19 protein-coding genes are annotated in these 18,395 nt (G+C 62.5%); 13 read left to right on the plus strand and 6 right to left on the minus strand.

The annotated features are described in order from the left end of the window. The first annotated feature begins 176 nt into the window (after window positions 1-176). The 7 genes from argS (at window position 177) to CHU95_RS18915 (ending at window position 7,181) form a co-directional block, all read left to right on the plus strand. Entirely contained in the window at window positions 177-1,922 is a 1,746-nt protein-coding gene (gene argS, locus CHU95_RS18885; protein ID WP_094457850.1) for an arginine--tRNA ligase, read from the plus strand. Window positions 1,923-1,934: 12 nt separating this feature from the next. Further along, entirely contained in the window at window positions 1,935-3,218 is a 1,284-nt protein-coding gene (locus CHU95_RS18890; RefSeq protein WP_094457851.1) for an SPOR domain-containing protein, read from the plus strand. Continuing rightward, entirely contained in the window at window positions 3,208-4,215 is a 1,008-nt protein-coding gene (gene nagZ / locus CHU95_RS18895) for a beta-N-acetylhexosaminidase (protein ID WP_094458003.1), read from the plus strand. The genes CHU95_RS18890 and nagZ overlap by 11 nt, the downstream gene beginning before the upstream one ends. 4 nt (window positions 4,216-4,219) lie before the next feature. Next, the gene (locus CHU95_RS18900; RefSeq protein WP_094457852.1) at window positions 4,220-4,909 is read left to right on the plus strand and encodes a site-2 protease family protein; all 690 of its coding nucleotides are present in this window, start codon (window positions 4,220-4,222) and stop codon (window positions 4,907-4,909) included. Beyond that, complete coding sequence (locus CHU95_RS18905) at window positions 4,906-5,700, plus strand: segregation and condensation protein A (protein WP_245838397.1); 795 nt, start codon at window positions 4,906-4,908, stop codon at window positions 5,698-5,700. Before CHU95_RS18900 ends, CHU95_RS18905 begins: the two co-directional genes overlap by 4 nt. Next, window positions 5,697-6,278: an SMC-Scp complex subunit ScpB gene (scpB, locus tag CHU95_RS18910; protein ID WP_094457853.1), complete on the plus strand. Its 582-nt coding sequence runs from the start codon at window positions 5,697-5,699 to the stop codon at window positions 6,276-6,278. The genes CHU95_RS18905 and scpB overlap by 4 nt, the downstream gene beginning before the upstream one ends. A 69-nt stretch (window positions 6,279-6,347) precedes the next feature. Then, on the plus strand, window positions 6,348-7,181 hold the full coding sequence (locus CHU95_RS18915) for a hypothetical protein (protein WP_094457854.1): 834 nt from the start codon (window positions 6,348-6,350) through the stop codon (window positions 7,179-7,181). Here CHU95_RS18915 and CHU95_RS18920 read toward each other — a convergent pair. The 3 genes from CHU95_RS18920 to CHU95_RS18930 are packed head-to-tail and all read right to left on the minus strand — an operon-like array spanning window position 7,178 to window position 9,587. Next, entirely contained in the window at window positions 7,178-7,921 is a 744-nt protein-coding gene (locus CHU95_RS18920) for a nucleotidyltransferase domain-containing protein (RefSeq protein ID WP_094457855.1), read from the minus strand. The two genes, CHU95_RS18915 and CHU95_RS18920, sit on opposite strands and share 4 nt — an antisense overlap. Continuing rightward, the gene (locus CHU95_RS18925; RefSeq protein WP_094457856.1) at window positions 7,918-8,406 is read right to left on the minus strand and encodes a CinA family protein; all 489 of its coding nucleotides are present in this window, start codon (window positions 8,404-8,406) and stop codon (window positions 7,918-7,920) included. Before CHU95_RS18925 ends, CHU95_RS18920 begins: the two co-directional genes overlap by 4 nt. Window positions 8,407-8,411: 5 nt before the next feature. Then, window positions 8,412-9,587, minus strand: a complete 1,176-nt coding sequence (locus CHU95_RS18930; protein WP_094458005.1) for a bifunctional 2-C-methyl-D-erythritol 4-phosphate cytidylyltransferase/2-C-methyl-D-erythritol 2,4-cyclodiphosphate synthase — start codon at window positions 9,585-9,587, stop codon at window positions 8,412-8,414. 234 nt (window positions 9,588-9,821) lie between these two features. Between CHU95_RS18930 and dusB the strand changes: the two genes are divergently transcribed. Genes dusB through ntrC form a run of 3 tightly spaced genes read left to right on the plus strand, consistent with a single transcriptional unit; the run spans window position 9,822 to window position 13,408 of the window. After that, complete coding sequence (gene dusB / locus CHU95_RS18935; RefSeq protein WP_094457857.1) at window positions 9,822-10,838, plus strand: tRNA dihydrouridine synthase DusB; 1,017 nt, start codon at window positions 9,822-9,824, stop codon at window positions 10,836-10,838. Beyond that, window positions 10,838-11,956, plus strand: coding sequence for a two-component system sensor histidine kinase NtrB (locus tag CHU95_RS18940; protein WP_094457858.1), 1,119 nt, complete (start codon window positions 10,838-10,840; stop codon window positions 11,954-11,956). Before dusB ends, CHU95_RS18940 begins: the two co-directional genes overlap by 1 nt. 3 nt (window positions 11,957-11,959) lie before the next feature. Then, on the plus strand, window positions 11,960-13,408 hold the full coding sequence (gene ntrC, locus CHU95_RS18945) for a nitrogen regulation protein NR(I) (protein WP_094457859.1): 1,449 nt from the start codon (window positions 11,960-11,962) through the stop codon (window positions 13,406-13,408). A 285-nt stretch (window positions 13,409-13,693) separates the two neighbouring features. On the opposite strand, the gene relB is transcribed toward ntrC, so the two are convergent. Then, the gene (gene relB / locus CHU95_RS18950; RefSeq protein WP_094457860.1) at window positions 13,694-13,918 is read right to left on the minus strand and encodes a type II toxin-antitoxin system RelB family antitoxin; all 225 of its coding nucleotides are present in this window, start codon (window positions 13,916-13,918) and stop codon (window positions 13,694-13,696) included. 187 nt (window positions 13,919-14,105) lie between these two features. Between relB and CHU95_RS18955 the strand changes: the two genes are divergently transcribed. Both CHU95_RS18955 and CHU95_RS18960 read left to right on the plus strand, forming a co-directional pair. After that, window positions 14,106-14,351, plus strand: a complete 246-nt coding sequence (locus tag CHU95_RS18955; RefSeq protein ID WP_094457861.1) for a type II toxin-antitoxin system Phd/YefM family antitoxin — start codon at window positions 14,106-14,108, stop codon at window positions 14,349-14,351. After that, window positions 14,351-14,752: a type II toxin-antitoxin system VapC family toxin gene (locus tag CHU95_RS18960; RefSeq protein ID WP_094457862.1), complete on the plus strand. Its 402-nt coding sequence runs from the start codon at window positions 14,351-14,353 to the stop codon at window positions 14,750-14,752. The genes CHU95_RS18955 and CHU95_RS18960 overlap by 1 nt, the downstream gene beginning before the upstream one ends. A gap of 190 nt (window positions 14,753-14,942) precedes the next feature. Here CHU95_RS18960 and CHU95_RS22195 read toward each other — a convergent pair whose 3' ends face one another. Together CHU95_RS22195 and CHU95_RS22975 are read right to left on the minus strand one after the other, a co-directional pair. Next, window positions 14,943-15,431 carry a hypothetical protein gene (locus tag CHU95_RS22195; RefSeq protein WP_133065579.1) on the minus strand — a complete coding sequence of 163 codons (489 nt, stop codon included), beginning with the start codon at window positions 15,429-15,431 and terminating at the stop codon, window positions 14,943-14,945. A gap of 79 nt (window positions 15,432-15,510) precedes the next feature. Continuing rightward, a complete protein-coding gene (locus CHU95_RS22975; protein ID WP_245838399.1) occupies window positions 15,511-15,864 on the minus strand; it encodes an AbrB/MazE/SpoVT family DNA-binding domain-containing protein in 354 nt (117 codons plus the stop codon). Between the two features lie 241 nt (window positions 15,865-16,105). Here CHU95_RS22975 and CHU95_RS18970 point away from each other — a divergent pair, with 241 nt between their 5' ends. Continuing rightward, the gene (locus tag CHU95_RS18970) at window positions 16,106-18,394 is read left to right on the plus strand and encodes a sensor histidine kinase NtrY-like (protein ID WP_094457863.1); all 2,289 of its coding nucleotides are present in this window, start codon (window positions 16,106-16,108) and stop codon (window positions 18,392-18,394) included. Window position 18,395 lies beyond the last annotated feature (1 nt).

An 18,395-nucleotide genomic window follows, 5' to 3' on the forward strand; every position in this document is an offset into this window, starting at 1 on the left:
GCAGCATTTAATGGTCCGCCCGCCGAAACTGTTGGTCACTTGCCACAATCCCGCCCTTCCTTTCTGCATGCTGTGCGCAGGCAGGGGTTCGGTGTAGGGTGCCAAAAGACCTCGCGGATCAGATGATTGCGTGAAGGTTCCGTCATGCCCGGACACACACGACCAAGTTTGGAAAAATGAACGTTTTCAAAGACTTCGAAGCCAAGATTCACGATGCCCTGAACCAGCTGGTTCAGGCAGGGGACCTGCCGTCCGGGCTGGACTTCTCCCGAATCACTGTTGAGCCCCCGCGCGATCCCAGCCATGGCGATGTGTCCACCAATGCGGCGATGATCCTGGCAAAGCCCGCTGGCAAGCCGCCGCGTGCCATTGCCGACGCGCTGGTGGCCCGGCTTAAGGACGCCGCGGTGGTGACCGAGGCCTCGGTTGCCGGCCCCGGCTTTGTGAACCTGCGTATCGATACCGGTTTCTGGCTGTCGCGTATGGCAGACATCCTGGTTCTGGGCGCCGGTTTCGGGTCCAGCAATCTGGGTCAGGGCAAGCCGGTCAATGTGGAATATGTGTCGGCCAACCCCACCGGTCCTATGCATGTCGGCCATACACGCGGCGCCGTGGTGGGTGATGCCCTGGCCCGTCTGCTGATCAAGACTGGCTTCAAAGTCACACAGGAATATTATATCAATGATGCCGGCGCGCAGGTCGATGTGCTGGCCCGCTCCGCCCACCTGCGTTACCGGGAGGCGTTTGGCGAGACGATTGAAATCCCCGCCGGCCTCTATCCTGGTGACTATCTCGTGCCTGTCGGTCAGGCATTGAAGGATCGGTATGGCGACAAGTTCCTGGTGGCCGATGAGGCTGAATGGCTGCCGCTGTTCCGGGAATTTGCCGTCGCGCAAATGATGGTGCGCATCAAGGAAGATCTGGCGCAGATGGGCGTGAGGCATGATGTCTTTTCGTCTGAACGGGCCCTTGTCGATGCAGGTGCCGTCGATCTGGCCCTGAAAACCCTTGAAGAACAGGGTCTTATCTATACCGGCGTGTTGGAGCCGCCCAAGGGCAAGAAACCCGACGATTGGGAGCCGCGGCCCCAGACTTTGTTCGCAGCCAGCCGGTTTGGCGACGATGTGGACCGCCCGCTCAAGAAGTCGGACGGGTCCTTTACCTATTTCGCCAATGACATCGCCTACCATTTTGACAAGTTCCGCCGGGGCGGTGGCGACCTGATCGATGTCCTGGGCGCTGACCATGGTGGTTATGTGAAGCGCATGCAGGCCGCTGTGACCGCCATTACCGGCGGAAAGGGCGCCCTGGACGTCAAGATCTGTCAGTTGGTCAACCTGATGGATGATGGTCAGCCAGTGAAGATGTCCAAGCGCGCTGGCCGTTTCGTCACCTTACGCGACATCGTGGATGAGGTGGGGGCCGGGGTGGTTCGGTTCATCATGCTGACCCGCCGCAATGACCAAACTCTGGATTTCGATGTGGCAAAGGTCACGGAGCAATCCAAGGAAAACCCGGTTTTTTATGTGCAATATGCACATGCACGCTGCCATTCCGTCCTGCGCCATGCCGGTGAAGCAGGTGCCGATCTATCAGCCGCCGGGCTGGCTGCCGCCAACCTTTCGCGCCTGTCGTCGGAGGAAGAGGTGGCGATTGTAAAGCAGATACTGTCCTTCCCCCGCATGGTGGAAGCGGCGGCAGAAGCGCATGAGCCGCATCGCGTCGCCTTCTATTTGTATGAATTGGCATCCTCGTTTCATGGCCTGTGGAACAAGGGCAAGGATGACGCTTCCATGCGTTTCCTGATCGATGGCGATGCTGACTTGACCCGCGCCCGTCTGGCGTTGGTCACCGCTGTGGCCCAGGTGATTGCCTGCGGCCTCGATATCCTGGGCGTCGAGCCCGTCAAGGAAATGCGTTGAGGCGCCGTTCGCATGACCTACTACGATGATGAGGATGATAAGGGCCAGAATCCCCCGCCCGCCGCGGGCCGACCGGCCTCGCGTGGGGATTTCCGGGCAGATCCGTCCTTCAGCCCGCGTGCTGTTTCGCCGCCGCCCCATCCCCCGCATCCCCAGGCCGCGCCTAGCCCGATGGATGATTATGTGCAGCCACAACGCCCTGCCGCGCCGCCGCCGCTGAGTGCCCATCCGCTGCCGCCAGTGTCGCCGGCTGAGACCTTTATCGACCCGGCCGCTGCTGGTTACCGCGCACCGGCGCAGGACCCCTATGCCGACCCGGCCTACCAGTCGGGTTATGCTCAGGGTCCCGCAGCGCAGCAGGCCCAGGATGCCTATTACCAGGATTACGAACAGCAGCATCCCGGTTATTATCAGGCTGAGCTGCCCCGCCGCCGTAATCTGCTGAATATTGGTGTCATCGCCGGGGCGGTCATCGTTTTCGGCGGCATTATCTTTTATGCCTACAATCAAGGCATGCGCGCCGGTACGGAAAGTGTCGCCCCCATTCTGCGTGCGGACACCAGTCCGACCAAGATCCGCCCGGAACAGCCGGGCGGTATGGAAGTGCCACACCAGGACAAACTGGTCTATGACCGGTTGAATCCCGCCAACAGTACGCCGCCGGGTGAGGTTGAGCGCCTGTTGCCACCGCCGGAGGCCCCGATGGATCGGCCACGCAGTGACATGGCGGAGCCGTCGGAAGAGCTGCCCCTGGCTGAGGAAGGTGAAGGCGCGGTGGCTGCCCTGCGCGACGCTGTGCCCGAGGAATCTGGCTATCAGCCAGCGCCGCAGCCCATCCCCACTTATGCCCCGCCGGTCGCGGCCCCCGTGCCAAATCCGGCACCGGTGCCGCTTCCCCCGCCGCAACGTTCCGTCCAGGCCCCGCCCGTCGTTGCCCCGCCGCAACCGGTCCCGGCTCCTGCGATCGCCCCGCCACCTGCCGCCACCATGGCACCTAAACCGGCTGTGACGGCGCCGCCGGCTGCCGGCGGTTCCGCAAAGCCCACGGCCGGGGGGGCATCTGTGCGTATTCAGGTCGCTGCGGTGGATGCGGAAAGCAAGGCCACTGCCGAATGGCAGCGGTTGCAGCGCAAGTTCGCCGGTGAACTGGGGGGCCTGTCGATGCGGACGGTCCGGGTGCAACTGCCCAAGGGTATTTTCTACCGGATCCAGGGCGGTCCGGTGGATGAGGCGCGGGCCAAGCAGATTTGCGCCGCCATGACCGCTCAGGGTGCGGGGTGCAGCATTGTCCGCTGATATCGCGGCCCTTGTTCTTGGGTGTGAAGCCACTGTTCTGACGGCGGCGGAACGGGATTTCTTCCGTGATGCCAACCCGTTTGGTTTTATCCTGTTCCGCCGCAATGTTGATAGCCCCGAGCAGGTGCGGGCCCTGGTGGCCAGCCTGCGGGAATGTGTTGGCCGCCAGGCACCGGTCTTGATCGATCAGGAGGGCGGACGTGTGGCGCGGTTGCGCGGGCCACACTGGCCGGAACTGCCGGCAGCGCGCGCCGTCGGTGGTCTGACCGACCCTGAAAAGGCGGCACGTGCCGCTTGGCTGCATGGTCGTCTGCTGGCCGCCATGCTGGCGGATCTGGGCATTGATGTGGATTGCGCGCCGGTGGCCGATGTGCCGGTGCCGGGGGCGCATGATGTGATCGGTGACCGTGCTTTCGCGATGGACCCAGGCGCCGTGACCAGCTTGGCGGCGGCGCAGGCGGCGGGGCTGCTGGCCGGCGGCATTCTGCCCGTCGTCAAGCATATACCCGGCCATGGCCGCGCCTTCGCCGACAGCCACAAGGAGCTGCCGGTGGTTACGACGGCACGGGCGGAACTGGAGACTTGGGATTTTGCTCCCTTCAAGGCACTGGCGCAACTGCCGGCGGCCATGGTCGCACATGTGGTCTATTCCGATATCGATCCCGACCGTCCCTCAAGCATTTCGCCCACCGTGATCGGCGACATCGTGCGCGGCCATATCGGCTTTGACGGTCTGTTGTTCAGTGACGACCTGTCGATGCAGGCCCTGTCCGGTACGCTTGGGCAACGGACGGCAGCGGTGCTGGCCGCCGGCTGTGATGTTGCCCTGCACTGCAATGGCCAGATGGCAGAGATGCAGGACGTGGTCCGCCATGCCCGCCCGCTGGACGCGGACGGCCACCGCCGTTGGTCGGCCGCCTCTGACCTTGTCGCTCCCGCTCCGCCCACCGATATCCATAGCTTGCGGGCCGAGTTCGACCGGCTGCTGGCGGGGTGAGGCAATGCCAGACTTTCAGGACATATTGTTCAAACTGTCGATCATGGCCCTGCCGGCCCTGTTCGCCATCACCCTGCATGAAGCCGCCCATGGCTATGCAGCATTGAAATTTGGTGATCGGACGGCGCAGATGCTGGGCCGTCTGTCGCTGAACCCCTTGCGACACATTGATCCGGTTGGCACGGTCCTGCTGCCGATGACTATGTTCATCTTTACCGGCTTTATGTTTGGCTGGGCAAAGCCGGTGCCTGTGGATTTCCGCAACCTGCGCAACCCGAAGCGCGACATGATCTGGGTGGCGGCGGCTGGGCCCGGTGTGAACTTTATTCTCGCCTTTGTGTCCGCCCTGTTGCTGCATGTGGCACCCATGGCTCCGGATGTCATCGCACCGTGGATGGTGAACAATCTGGCAGTGTCGATCCAGTTCAATGTCCTGCTGGCCTTATTCAATCTTATCCCGCTGCCACCGCTGGATGGCGGCCGGGTCCTGGTGGGTATCCTGCCTATACGGGCAGCCATGGCTGTGTCCCGGCTGGAGCCCTATGGCATGGGTATTCTATTACTGTTCGTTTTCTTGATCCCATTTGCGGCGGGCCATGCCGGATTTGATTTCAACCCGCTCTTCATGGTGCTGGGCCCGGCCACGGATTGGGTCGTCAATGCCATTGCCGGGCTGGCCGGCCTGCCATCGTGAGCGAGCGTTTCGATGGGGGTCGTCCGGTCGATGATCCACCAGTCGCTGAGGCCCTGCTGCTGGACATTGACGGTTTTGAGGGACCGATTGACCTGCTATTGACCCTGGCAAGGGATCAGAAGGTCGACCTGACCCGCATTTCCATCCTGCAGCTGGCCGAACAGTTCTTGTCCTTTATCGATGTGGCGCGGCGACTTCGTCTGGAATTGGCGGCCGATTATCTGGTGATGGCCGCATGGCTGGCCTATCTGAAGTCACGGCTGCTGCTGCCCGACCCGCAGCCCGATGAACCCTCTGCTGAAATACTGGCCGCCGCCCTGACCTTGCAGTTGCAGCGGTTGGAGGCGATCCAGGGGGTCGCGGCCCGACTGATGGCCCGCCCGCGCCTGGGCCGTGACCGCTTTGCGCGTGGGGCACCGGAAGATCTGCCGATCTTTGCCAAGCACCGCCATGACGTGTCGCTTTATGATCTTCTGAAGGCCTATGGAGACATATCCGGTCGGCAGGCGCGGCAGTCCCCCTTTACCATTCCGGTAACGGAATTGTATTCAGTTGAAGAGGCAGTCGCCCGGCTGGAGGCGTTGCTGGGCCGCATTCCCGACTGGTCATATCTTTCAGCTTTGCTCCCCGCGGGATGGCGCGGGCAGGGGGTTAAGGCCCGATCGGTGATGGCGAGTAACTTTGTAGCTCTGCTGGAACTGGCCAGGGCCGGTAAACTGGAAATGCGTCAGGATGGTGCTTTTGCCCCCATCCAACTGCGCGCCCGTCGGGACGGGGAGGGGTTAGGTTGAGCGATCTTTTCAATGCGGACACGCAACTTGTCCGCCTGCTGGAAGCGATCCTGTTCGCGTCTGCCGACCCGGTCACGGAAGAGGCGTTGCAGGCACGTATTGGCCCTACACCGGTCCGCCCCCTTTTATTGCAACTGGAAAATCTGTACCGCCATCGCGGCGTCAATCTGGTGGCGTCGGGCGGGCGGTGGGCATTCCGTACCGCTCCCGACCTGGGTGATCAGTTGCGCACGGCAGTGGAGGTCTCTGCGAAACTGTCGCGTGCCGCCGTCGAAACCCTCGCCATTGTTGCCTATCATCAGCCGGTGACGCGCGCGGAGATCGAGGCAATCAGAGCGGTGGCGACTTCTAAGGGCACCCTGGACATCCTGATGGAGGCCGGATGGATACGGCCGGGCCGGCGGCGCGAAACGCCAGGCCGTCCCCTGACCTGGGTGACAACACCACATTTCCTTGATCATTTCGGTCTTGAAACCCTTCGCGACCTGCCGGGCGTTGATGATCTGCGCGCTGCCGGCCTGTTGGATAAATCCGCCGCTCTCCCCACCCTGCCGGGGCTGGAGCCTGCGAGCGAGTAAAGGCGCGGTATTGCTACTTTCTGCGGATCATATTACCTTCGTCCTGCACGCAAAGAGGGACAGGGTAATATGCGCAAGCTGGTTTTTGCGGCGGTTCTGCCTTTAACCCTGACGGCTTGTGCCAGCATGGTGGACAGGCCCACCACCGCCAGCGCTCTACCGGACGAAACGCCGGCGCAACTCTACGCCGCCGCGCTGTATGAAGCCGCTATTCCCAAGCCCTCCACCATCGGACCGGGGCTGTTGCGCATCGCACCTGATAATCCAAAGCTCTCCTGGCGCAATGGCCCCGATGGCAAGCAGGTGCTGGTGGCCTCTGTGATGTCCAGTTACGCTTACGATCGATACTACAGGGGTCAGCCAACCGGTGGGCCGACCGGCTGGGGCCAGATCTGGGTGACGGCCGTTCCGCAGCTTAAGGAATTCTGCACCGAGGTGCCCGGCGACGCTGCGGCCAAGACCCTGCGGGTGGTGCAATGGCTGGGCCTCAACCCCGCCAGCCCCTACGCCCAAGTGGTGGAGTTGTGGATTGAACCGGAACAGTTGGTCCGCCCCTGTCCCATTACCGATATCACCGCCGCCACCTGCACTCTGGACACGGCGGATCAATCGGGACCGCCCGCCGTGAAGGGAACGACCACCCGCCCCATCTGTGCGCCGGGTGATGCACCCTGCGCCGAAAAACAGTCCTATTGGGACTGGTTTGCCACCAATATGCGCCTGAACCTGAAGGAGGGCGGGGCACCCTGGACCCGGCTTGGTTACACGTTCGACTGGAAGCCTGCCAAGGATGGGGGCTTCGTGCGCTATGGCGGGTCGGAATTCGTGATGAAACCTGGGGCGAAATATCAGGTGCATGCCGCCTATACCCTGGCCGAGTACTGCGCGGCGCCGGGCTCCTAATCCCCCAACCGCCAATCGGCGGGTGCAGGACGGCGGTCGCCGGCCATGAAGCGGCCGCCATAGGGGGCCAGGCAGAGATCGACCAGGGCCAACACTTCGGCAGCGTCCTGGTCACCAAATAACTCCGCGAAGGCATGTTCAAAAGCGCTGGCCAGCATGGGGTCCAGGCGCATCAAAGCCTTGGCCAGACCCTTGCCGCTGCCGGTCCAGGCGCCGGCAGCCCGCACCGTGAAGTCTGCTAGTTCGATGTAAAGCCTGGAACCGATAGCCAATTGTTCGGCCGCACTGCGCGGCTGTGCCAGATCGGCGGCCAGGTCGGAGATGGAATAACGCCGTGTGCGTAGCTCCTGCTCCGTCAGGGGCGGGGGGCCGCCATCCAGTACGGCCTGCGCTTGGCGCTTCAGCTCTTCGATTAAGGCGGGGTCGCCCGCGATGGGCAGGCCATTGGCCACCATGCGGGCCAGCGACGGCTTGCCTTGTTTGCGGTCAGCCTCCCAGAAATAGGCCAGCGTGTCCGGGTCGTGCAGGAACAGTTCGACCATCACGCCCTGGCGTTCATGCGTTTCCCGCACCGCGGCCGGCAAATGATGGTGGATCAGAACGGCGTCGATGTCGGACCCCGGCCCGGCATTGCCCTTGGCGACCGATCCTGCCAGGAAGGCGGCGATAATGTCCGGTTGCTCCGTCCATTCACGCAGGATCGTGTCGGCCAGGTCGATGGTCGGGGTAATCGCACTCATCCCAGGCTTTCCCGCAGCAATTGCAAGGCCCGTCTCACGGTGGCCAGCCGCACCGTCGTGCGGTCACCGGGGAAGATATGGCGTTCCACCACACTATCGCCACCCCGCCTGGCCCGCGCGATGAAGACCAGCCCCACTGGCTTCGTTGCCGTCCCGCCCGTCGGCCCGGCAATGCCGGTGACGGCGACGGCCACATTGGCGCGGCTATGGGCGATGGCGCCTGCCGCCATGGCCTCGGCCACCCGGTCATTGACGGCACCCAACTCGGCGATCAGGGATGCCGGCACGCCCAGCATGTCGGTCTTTGCCGCGTTGGTGTAGGTCACGAACCCCCGGTCGACCACCGCACTGGATCCCGATACATGCGTCAGGCAGCCAGCAATCAACCCGCCGGTGCAGCTTTCCGCCGTGGCCAGCCACAGGCCGCGGGCCGCGAACCCGTCGCGGATGTCCTCGGCCAATTGCACCAGATCGGGCGGGAACATGGCGCCTACTCCAGGATTAGGGGCAGGCGGACGGTGGCGGCGGCCTGTGCGGCGATGCCTTCGCGCCGGCCCGTGAAGCCCAGCCCCTCCGTTGTCGTCGCCTTCACCGACACACGGGCCGGGCTCAGGCCCAGAATGTCCGCGACCCGCGCCACCATGGCATCCCGGTGCGGGCCGATCTTGGGCCGTTCGCAAATGATGGTGATGTCGACATGGGCGATGACCCCGCCCTTGTCCGCCACCAGGTCTGCGGCATGGCGCAGGAACTGCGCACTATCCGCCCCCTTCCATTTCGGGTCGCTGGGGGGGAAATGCAGGCCGATATCGCCCGCCGATATGGCACCCAGGATGGCGTCGGTGAGGGCGTGCAGGGCGACATCGGCATCGGAATGCCCATCCAGCGTGGCATCATGTGGCACCGACACGCCGCACAGCCAGACCTGATCGCCGGGCGCGAACTTATGCACGTCAAAGCCGGTGCCCGTGCGCACATCGCCCAGGCGGGCCAGGAACAGTTTCTCGGCGCGGGCCAGATCGTCTTGGTTGGTCACTTTCAGATTGTCCTGGTCACAGGGCACAAGGGTCACGGTCAGCCCCGCCTCTTCCGCCACGGCGGCATCATCGGTCAGGTTCAGGCCCGCAGCGCGGCGATGGGCGGGCAGGATATCGGCAAAGCGGAAGCCCTGCGGCGTCAGCGCCCGCCACAGAGCCGTACGGTCCACGGTTCCGGCACTGACAATGGCACCGCCCGCCACCGTCCCGCGCTTCAACGTGTCGGCCAGCGGTGTAGCGGCAATGGCGGCGGGGCTGGTTTCAAGCGCCGCAATCACATCACTGATGGCCTGTCGATCGACCAGCGGTCGGGCGGCATCATGGATCAGCACCAGATCGGGCGGGTGCCCGGCCATGGCCTCTAGCCCGTTCAGCACCGAATCCTGTCGCGTTGGCCCACCCGCGATGGGCGGGGGCAGGTCCAACCCCTCCACCGCCTTGTCATACAGGTCCCGGAAGGCCGGATCGATGACGACGCGCACGCCCGTTACCGCCGGATGGCGCAGGAACGCCTCCACCGTGCGGCGCAGGATGGGCTGTCCCGCCAGATGCAGATACTGCTTGGGCAGATCACCCCCGAAACGCAGGCCGCGTCCGGCGGCGACGATCAGGGCGGTGCAGGTGGGCATGGGCCACATCTCTTGTCATGGACAACCGGTCGCGACCCTAGCGCGGATACCGCAGCTTCGCCAATGCCCCCGCATCATGGGTGGCCCCTGTGTCGGGGCGAAAACCGCCATGCGGCGGTGAATATTGTGTTTTTTCAGACCTGTGATAAGCTCTGTGCCTAAATTTCATGCATTCGCGAAAATCGCCCACGGATTAGGCAGTTTTGCGACACGAACGTCAAGGTTCCGCGTCCCATGGTCAAGCCGCTTGCCCCCCTTCAGATCGGTCCTGTGCGTATTGAGGACCCGGTGATCCTGGCGCCCCTGTCGGGTGTGACCGACATGCCTTATCGCCGGCTGGTGAAGCGCACGGGCGCGGGGCTGGTCGTGTCAGAAATGATCGCCAGTCAGGCCATGATCCGCGCCACCCGCGAAAGCCTGCTGAAGACCGAATGGCACCTGGACGAAGCGCCGATTTCCATGCAGTTGGCGGGGTGTGAGCCCGAGGTGATGGGGGAGGCGGCCAAGCTGAATGTCGATCGCGGCGCCCATATCATCGACATCAATTTCGGCTGTCCCGTGAAGAAGGTGGTGAATGGCTTTGCCGGTTCGGCCCTGATGAAGGACGAATTGCTGGCCGGGCGCATCATGGAGGCGACGGTGAAGGCCGTTTCCGTTCCGGTAACAATGAAGATGCGGAAAGGTTGGGACGCCAACAACCTGAACGCCCCCAACATGGCCCGCATTGCCGAAGAATGCGGGATCAAGATGCTGACGGTCCATGGCCGCACCCGCTGTCAGATGTATAACGGCACCGCCGATTGGAAGTTCATCCGGCAGGTGAAGGAGGCGGTGAAGATCCCCGTCATCGCCAATGGCGACATCAACAGCTTTGACGATGCCGTCCGCTGTCTGGAGGAGTCCGGGGCCGATGGCATCATGATCGGGCGCGGCACCTATGGTCGCCCCTGGTTCATTGCCCAGGTCATGCATTACCTGCGCACGGGCGTGAAGCTGCCCGACCCGCCGCTGGCCGACCAGATGCAGACGGTCCTGGAACATTACGACGCCATCCTGGCCCATTACGGGGTGGAGGCCGGCATCAAGATCGCCCGCAAGCATGTCGCCTGGTATTCCAAGGGCATGAACGGGTCGGCCGATTACCGCCATCAGATCATGACCAGCGAGGACCCGGAACAGATGAAACAGCAGATCATCGCCTTCTATTCCGCCGCCCTGGATCGCGGTGTCACTGAACGGATTGCTGCCTGATGGCGCGCACGCCGCCGGCCCGCCGCATCGGCGGGGATATCGACCCGACCTCCATCCTGGCCGCATTGCCCGACCCCGTGATGGTGGTGGATGGCGATGGGCTGATCCGCTTCATCAATCTGGAAGCCCAGGAATTCTTCGATGTGTCCGCGACCCGCGTCCTCGGCACGAAGCTGACGGAGTTGATCCCGGAGGACAGCCCCGTGCTGGGCCTGCTGGAACAGGCGCGGATCACCCATGCCACCGTCTGCGAATATGGTGTTCAGGTGGAAACGGCGCGCATCGGGCCGCATTCTGTCACCATGCAGGCGGCCCCCTTGGGCGACCCGCCGGATCAGGTGGTGCTGACCATCCATGAACGCTCCATCGCGCGGCGCATCGACAAGCAGTTGAACCATCGCGGTGCCGCCCGCTCCGTCGTCGCCATGGCCGCCATGCTGGCGCATGAGGTGAAGAACCCGCTGTCCGGTATCCGGGGTGCGGCGCAGTTGCTGGAAGAAAACGCCAGCGAGGATGACCAGATCCTGACCCGCCTGATCTGTGACGAGGCGGACCGCATCGTGGCCCTGGTCGACCGGATGGAGGTGTTCACCGATGGCCGCCCGCTGGAGCGCCAGGCGGTCAACATCCATGCCGTCCTGGAGCATGTGCGCCGCATCGCCCAGACGGGCTTTGCCCGCCATATCCGATTTATTGAGAAATACGACCCGTCACTGCCGCCCGTGTTGGGCAATCGCGACCAACTCGTGCAGGTCTTCCTCAATCTGGTCAAGAACGCGGCAGAAGCCTGCCCCGAACAGGGCGGTGAGATTCTTTTGACCACCGCCTATCAGCATGGCGTGCGTCTGGCCGTTTCCGGATCGGACAGCCGGATGCAGTTGCCGCTGCTGGTTTGCGTGGGCGATAACGGCCCCGGCATCCCCGAAGATATCCGTGCCAATCTGTTCGATCCCTTTGTTACGACGAAGATGAATGGAACCGGCCTGGGTCTTGCATTGGTCGCCAAGATAATCGGTGACCATGGTGGGGTCATCGACTTTGAAAGCGTACCAAAGCGTACGATCTTCAAGGTCTCCCTACCGGTCACCGACCAGAACGGTCACGGAGAGGGTGCCTAAAAAATGGGCGCAACCATTCTCGTCGCAGATGATGATCGGGCCATTCGGACGGTGCTGACCCAGGCTTTGGCCCGCCTGGGACATGAGGTGAAGACCACCGGCAACGCCGCCACGCTGTGGCGGTGGGTGCAGGAGGGGGAGGGCGATCTGGTCATCACCGATGTGGTGATGCCGGACGAAAACGGCCTCGACCTTGTGCCGCGCATCAAGAAACTGCGTCCCGACCTGCGCATCATCGTGATGAGCGCGCAGAACACGCTGTTGACGGCGGTCAAGGCGGCGGAACGCGGGGCGTTCGATTACCTGCCCAAACCCTTCGATCTGAAGGATTTGATGGCGATCGTGCAGAAGGCGCTGTCCGCGCCGGCGCAGGCCCCGGCCCCCGTTGCCGCCCCCGTCGAAGACCCCGAGGAGGAGGCGCTGCCCCTGATCGGGCGGTCGCCGGCCATGCAGGAGATTTACCGCGTCCTGGCCCGCCTGATGGGCACGGACCTGACGGTGATGATCACGGGCGAAAGCGGGACCGGCAAGGAACTGGTGGCCCGCGCCCTGCACGATTATGGCAAGCGCCGGGGCGGCCCGTTTGTCGCCATCAACATGGCGGCCATCCCGCGCGAACTGATCGAGAGCGAGCTGTTCGGGCATGAGAAGGGGGCCTTTACCGGCGCTACCATGCGCTCCACGGGTCGGTTTGAACAGGCGCAGGGCGGCACCCTGTTCCTGGACGAAATCGGCGACATGCCGCTGGAGGCGCAGACGCGCTTGCTGCGCGTGTTGCAGGAAGGCGAATACACAACCGTCGGCGGGCGCACGCCGATCAAGACCGATGTCCGCATCGTGGCGGCCACCCACCGCGACCTGCGTACCTTGATCCGTCAGGGCCTGTTCCGTGAGGATTTGTTCTACCGCCTCAACGTCGTGCCCATCCGCCTGCCGCCGCTGCGCGAACGCACAGAGGATGTGCCGGCCCTGGTCCGCCATTTCCTGAACCAGGCCGCCCAGCAGGGATTGCCCGCCAAGTCTGTGGACAATGCCGCCATGGACCGGCTGAAGCGTTACCGCTGGCCCGGTAACGTGCGCGAGCTGGAAAACATGGTCCAGCGTCTGGCGGCCCTGTACTCCCAGGAAGTGATCAGCCTCGACGTCATCGACACCGAACTGGCCGAAGCCAACCCGGCGGCGGCCCCGGTGCAGGAACCGGTGAACGAAGGCCTGTCAGCGGCGGTCGAACGCCACCTGCGCGAATATTTCGCGGCGCATAAGGACGGTATTCCTGCGGCGGGCCTTTATGACCGGATTCTGCGCGAGGTGGAGCGTCCGCTGCTGTCCCTGTCGCTGACCGCGACACGGGGCAACCAGATCAAGGCAGCACACATGCTGGGCCTGAACCGGAACACGCTGCGCAAGAAGATCAGGGATTTGGATATTCAGGTGGTGCGGGGGTTGAAGTAACAACGCATTCGCCTGCTCCCAATTGCCTCCCCCGCGAAAGCGGGGGTCCAGGGGCCATGGGGAGGAACGTTGCCAAGACACGCCAAAGCCGTTCGGCTCAGATCGCATCCGCTCCCCTCCACTCCCCAGCGTCATCCCCGCGTAAGCGGGGACCCAGCGTCAGGCGCGGTTAGCGCCGATATGAGTCATGTTGCAGCTACCGCTGCTCTCGCTGGGTCCCCGCTTACGCGGGGATGACGCTGGGGGGCAGGCACCAACCGCTTCAAGCTAAACCAGCTGCCAGCCTCAGGCGGCGTCGTGACGTTTCAGCAATATCTCCAACGACACCGTCTCGCTCCGCCCGGCGCGGACAGCCTCCAGTTCCGCCTGGGCCAGGTAGGCGTCTTCCATGTCCTGAAGATGTTCTTCAAGTGCCTCCCGAATGTACGAAGCCTTGGTCCGGCCCGTGGCACGGGCCAGCGCATCAAGCCGCTGTTCGATATCCGCATCAAGGCGAACACTGACGGGCATGGCGACTTCTCCAGGGCGTCTTGCGCGTACTTTACCCCATCCCCTACACATCGAACGGGGGACACAAGGATTGGGACGATGGGCTGCTGGAACAGCGAAAGGGCGGGGGCATTTGCCATTGCTCTTTCACACCCGTCCCCATACCCTCGTTCCGCTATAAACAGTCTGGCCGAAGGACCGGGCCGCCATGCGCGAAGTCCAGATTACCGATGCCAAGGCGCATCTGACCCAGTTGATTGACGCGGTGGAGCGGGGGGAGACGGTGGTCATCACCCGTCATGGCCGCGCCGTGGCCCGCCTTGTGCCGGAGCCGGAAAGCCACACAGCGAAAACCCGTCAAACCATGGACGAAATCGCCGCATTTCGACAGACCATGCCGCGCCTGTCACTGGATGAAATCCGCCAGGCGCGTCACGAGGGGCACTGCAACTGATGCCGTTCGTGGTGGATGCTTCCGTCGCCGCGATATGGTTGCTGCCTGACGAAGGCAATCCGGTTGCAGATGTCGCTTATCAGCGGTTGCTGACCGACACAGCTTTGGTTCCATCCATCTGGTGGTACGAGATGCGCAATATCTTCATCAGCAACGAACGGTGCCGCCGCATCAGTAGCGAGCATACCGTGCGGGCGCTGACGCTCCTGTCGGGTCTGCCGATCAAGGTCAGCGCAATCCCAGACAGTGACAACATCATGGCGCTGGCCCGAAAGAATCGCCTGACCATCTATGATGCCGCCTACCTCGAACTGGCCCAACGTGAGATCATCCCACTCGCCACTTTGGACGATGCGTTGATAAGTGCAGCGGCGTCGGAGGGTGTTGTACTGATACGATAAGGCAATCGGCCAATTGTAGCCTTGAATGTCGGGCGAGTTACCGGCGTCGGCGCTGTCGACACCGAACTAACCGAAGCCAACCCGGCAGCCTCCGTGCAGGAACTTGAGATCAAGGGCCGGTCGGTCGCTTATTGAGTAATTTAATAATCGGAAATTTAGCTGTTTCGCACGGAAAATTTAATCAATTGCCTTATTTTACAAAGATTTGCCGATTGGATAGAGCGAGACAAGCATAAAAGTCGAGGTTTGGATCGTTGGAGAGTTGGCCTTCACTGAGGTCAATTGGAACAGGTAGTGATTGGCTCGCCCTATGCTTTTGTGTAATTTCATTGGTTCGACGGATGGAGTATTCGCGGAAAGTATCGGGGTCTCCTTGTAGCGCGAGTGCATGATAATAAGATGACACAATTTGAAATGCTGCTTCTCCAAATAGGACGAAGCGTCGTCCGATCATGACTGATTTCTCTGGGTATTTTTTCTGAATTTCTGTGCGCAGAGTGTTCAGTTCATTTTTTTCTTCCGGTAAGCAGTGGTACATAGCGAAGTAATACAGTTGAAAAGCTTCTTCAGAGCCATCTAGGGCCCTTTCAAGGGCTGTGGTAGATGCAAATAAAAGTTGGCGGTCAGAATCTACGGGTTTCTCCTGATTTATTAGTTTTCTAAGCGCTTTGAAAATCATACTTCACCTATGCATAATTATTTGTCAAAATGGACGGATAATTTTAGTTGTGAGGCATATTTAATCTATATGTTGGTGCTTACGTGCTTGCGTCACCATTTGGAGTTTTCAGGTTATGGCGTTTCAGCACCGCCTCAAGAGGTACGGTCTCACTGCGCCCTGCCAGCACGTTCTCCAGTTCAGCCCCTGCAAGACGGGCATCTTCTATATCCTGAAGATGGTCCTCAATGGCTCCATGAAGGTTATCCGGTGTAATCACCTCAATCATGGCGGCGAGGTCAAGTTCGTCCGTTGGCACCGGTTCAATCACGATCCGACCCGCCTCTTCCCGCACATAGACGGTGGCATCCATATCCAGCTTTGCGGCGCGCAGGATTGCGGCGGGGATATGGACAGCGGCGCTGTCGCCCGATTTCTTCATCGTCACCTGCATGATGAAACTCCATCGGCCTGAGCAAACTTTTTGGCATCCTATCATGGGGAAATGCGGCCCGCCACGCCCCAGGCCCAACGCCAGCCCCCACCACACCCTGTTGCAGCTTTATCACGTTGCGGGCTGGCGTCCGGTGTAGCTTTCTGGTAACAGTGTCCCCCTGGTTCTGACAGCCCAAGGCAGACGCTTTGCCCCGTTCCGGATCGTCACACGCCCGTAGCCACTTCCCCGGTGTCCCCGCATGACGGCAACGGCACCCGGCATCGCCCCCCGGTCGGATGGGCTTTGGCGGCGCATTGTGCGCTGGTCGCGGGGGCGGCATCTGTCCACGCTTGCCGGTATCCTGCTGATTGTCGCGGCCATTGCCGCCGGGGCGGCGACCTATGCCGCGCTGACGGAGACGCTGCCCGTCGCCATTGATCAGAATACCCTGATGCTGCTGCTGACGCTGGATGGCGTGTTGCTGTTGCTGCTGGGGGCGGTGGTGGCGCGGCGGATTGTGGCGCTGTGGGTGGAGCGGCGCCAAGGTTTGGCGGCGTCACGGCTGCATATGCGGCTGGTGGCGGTGTTCTCCATCCTGGCGGTGGCGCCGGCCATCATCATGGCCATCTTCTCTGCCCTGTTCTTCTATGTCGGCCTGCAAAGCTGGTTTTCCGACCGGGTGCGGCTGGTGGTGGATGAAAGCCTGGCGGTGGCCGAAGGCTATCTGAAGGAACATCAGCAGACCCTGTCGCGCGACGCCGAGGTGATGCGCAACGATCTGGCGCGTCTGCCGCTCAATATCTATTGGGACCCGCCGCGCTTCCGCCAGTATTTCCAGTCACAAGCCCTGATGCGCAATGTGACGGAGGCGGTGATCTTCGACGGTACGGGGCAGGTGACGGCCGTGTTCGGCCTGGGCTTCGCCTTCGATTTCACTACCGTGCATGCCGAGGATCTGGAGCGCGCGCGCAAGGGCGAGGTGGTGCTGATCGTCAGTGAGGGTGGCAACCGCGTGAATGCCATAGTCCTGCTGGACCAGGATTTTGACCGCTTCCTGTTCATTGGCCGCCCGGTGGAAAGCCGGGTGCTGGAACATATGGATGTGACGCAGAGTGCGGTTCAGGAATATCGCCATATGGAGGAACAGCGGTTCGCGCTGCAGACCCGCATGGCGGTGATCTTTGTCGGCGTGGCGGTGCTGTTGCTGCTGGCCGCCATCTGGCTGGGCCTGAACTTTGCCACATATCTGGTGGCGCCCATCTCGTCCCTGATTGCGGCGGCTGAACGTATCCGCGCCGGCGATCTGACGGCGCGTGTGCCCGATAGCGGGCTGGAACCGGAGGATGAACTGGTCAGCCTGTCCCGTGCGTTTAACCGCATGACCAGCCAGTTGGAAAGTCAGCGGTCGGAACTGGTGGAGGCCAACCGGCAGTTGGATTTGCGCCGCCGGTTTACAGAGGCCGTGCTGGCCGGCGTGTCGGCAGGTGTGCTGGGCCTGGACCAGAATGGCCGCATCAACCTGCCCAACCTGTCGGCGGCCAACCTGCTGTCGGTGGGTGATCCCTCATCGCTGATCGGGCGCGACCTGCTGGAGGTGGTGCCGGAGCTGGAAGAGCTGATGGGCAATATCCGCCGGCGCGGCGGCAAGCAGGTGGAAGGGCAGGTGCAGATCCGCCGCCTGGGGCAGCAGAAAACCCTGCTGGTGCGGGTCGCGGCGGAGGTGGTGGGGGGCGAGGTCAAGGGCTATGTTGTCACCTTTGACGATGTCTCCGAACTGATGTCGGCGCAGCGCAAGGCGGCGTGGGCCGATGTGGCGCGGCGCATCGCGCATGAGATCAAGAACCCGCTGACGCCCATTCAACTGTCGGCGGAACGGCTGCGGCGTAAATATCTGAAGGAAATCACCAGCGATCCCGACACGTTCAAGGCCATGACCGACACGATCGTGCGGCATGTCGATGATATCGGGCGCATGGTAGATGAATTCTCGGCCTTTGCCCGCATGCCGCAGCCGGTGATGAAGCCGACGGCCATGCAGGATTTGACGCGCCAGTCGGTGCTGTTGCAGGCATCCGCCTATCCGGCGATCAAGTTCACCTGCGACATGGCGGACGCCCCGCTGGTTGTCACCTGTGACAGCCGGCAATTGGGTCAGGCGCTGACCAATCTGTTGAAAAATGCCGGCGAAGCCATCGAAGGCCGGTTGGAGGAAACACCCGCTGGCGCGGAAAAGCTACCGGGTGAAATCACGGCCCGCATCCGGGTGGAGGATGAACGGGTCCTGCTGGCGGTTGAGGATAATGGCAAGGGTCTGCCGCAGTCCGAGGAACGGGACAGGCTGACCGAGCCTTATGTGACCACGCGGGCCAAGGGCACGGGCCTTGGTCTCGCCATTGTGAAGAAGATCATGGAAGACCATGGCGGTGCGATATTGCTGGAGGACCGGCCGGGCGGGGGCGCCCGTGTCACACTGGTCCTGCCGCGCAACATCGCACCCACCGCCACGGTCACGCCGGATATGAACACCGCCGACGCGCGGAGGGGTTGAG

The organism is Niveispirillum lacus, from assembly GCF_002251795.1.
Taxonomy (GTDB): Bacteria; Pseudomonadota; Alphaproteobacteria; order Azospirillales; family Azospirillaceae; genus Niveispirillum; species Niveispirillum lacus.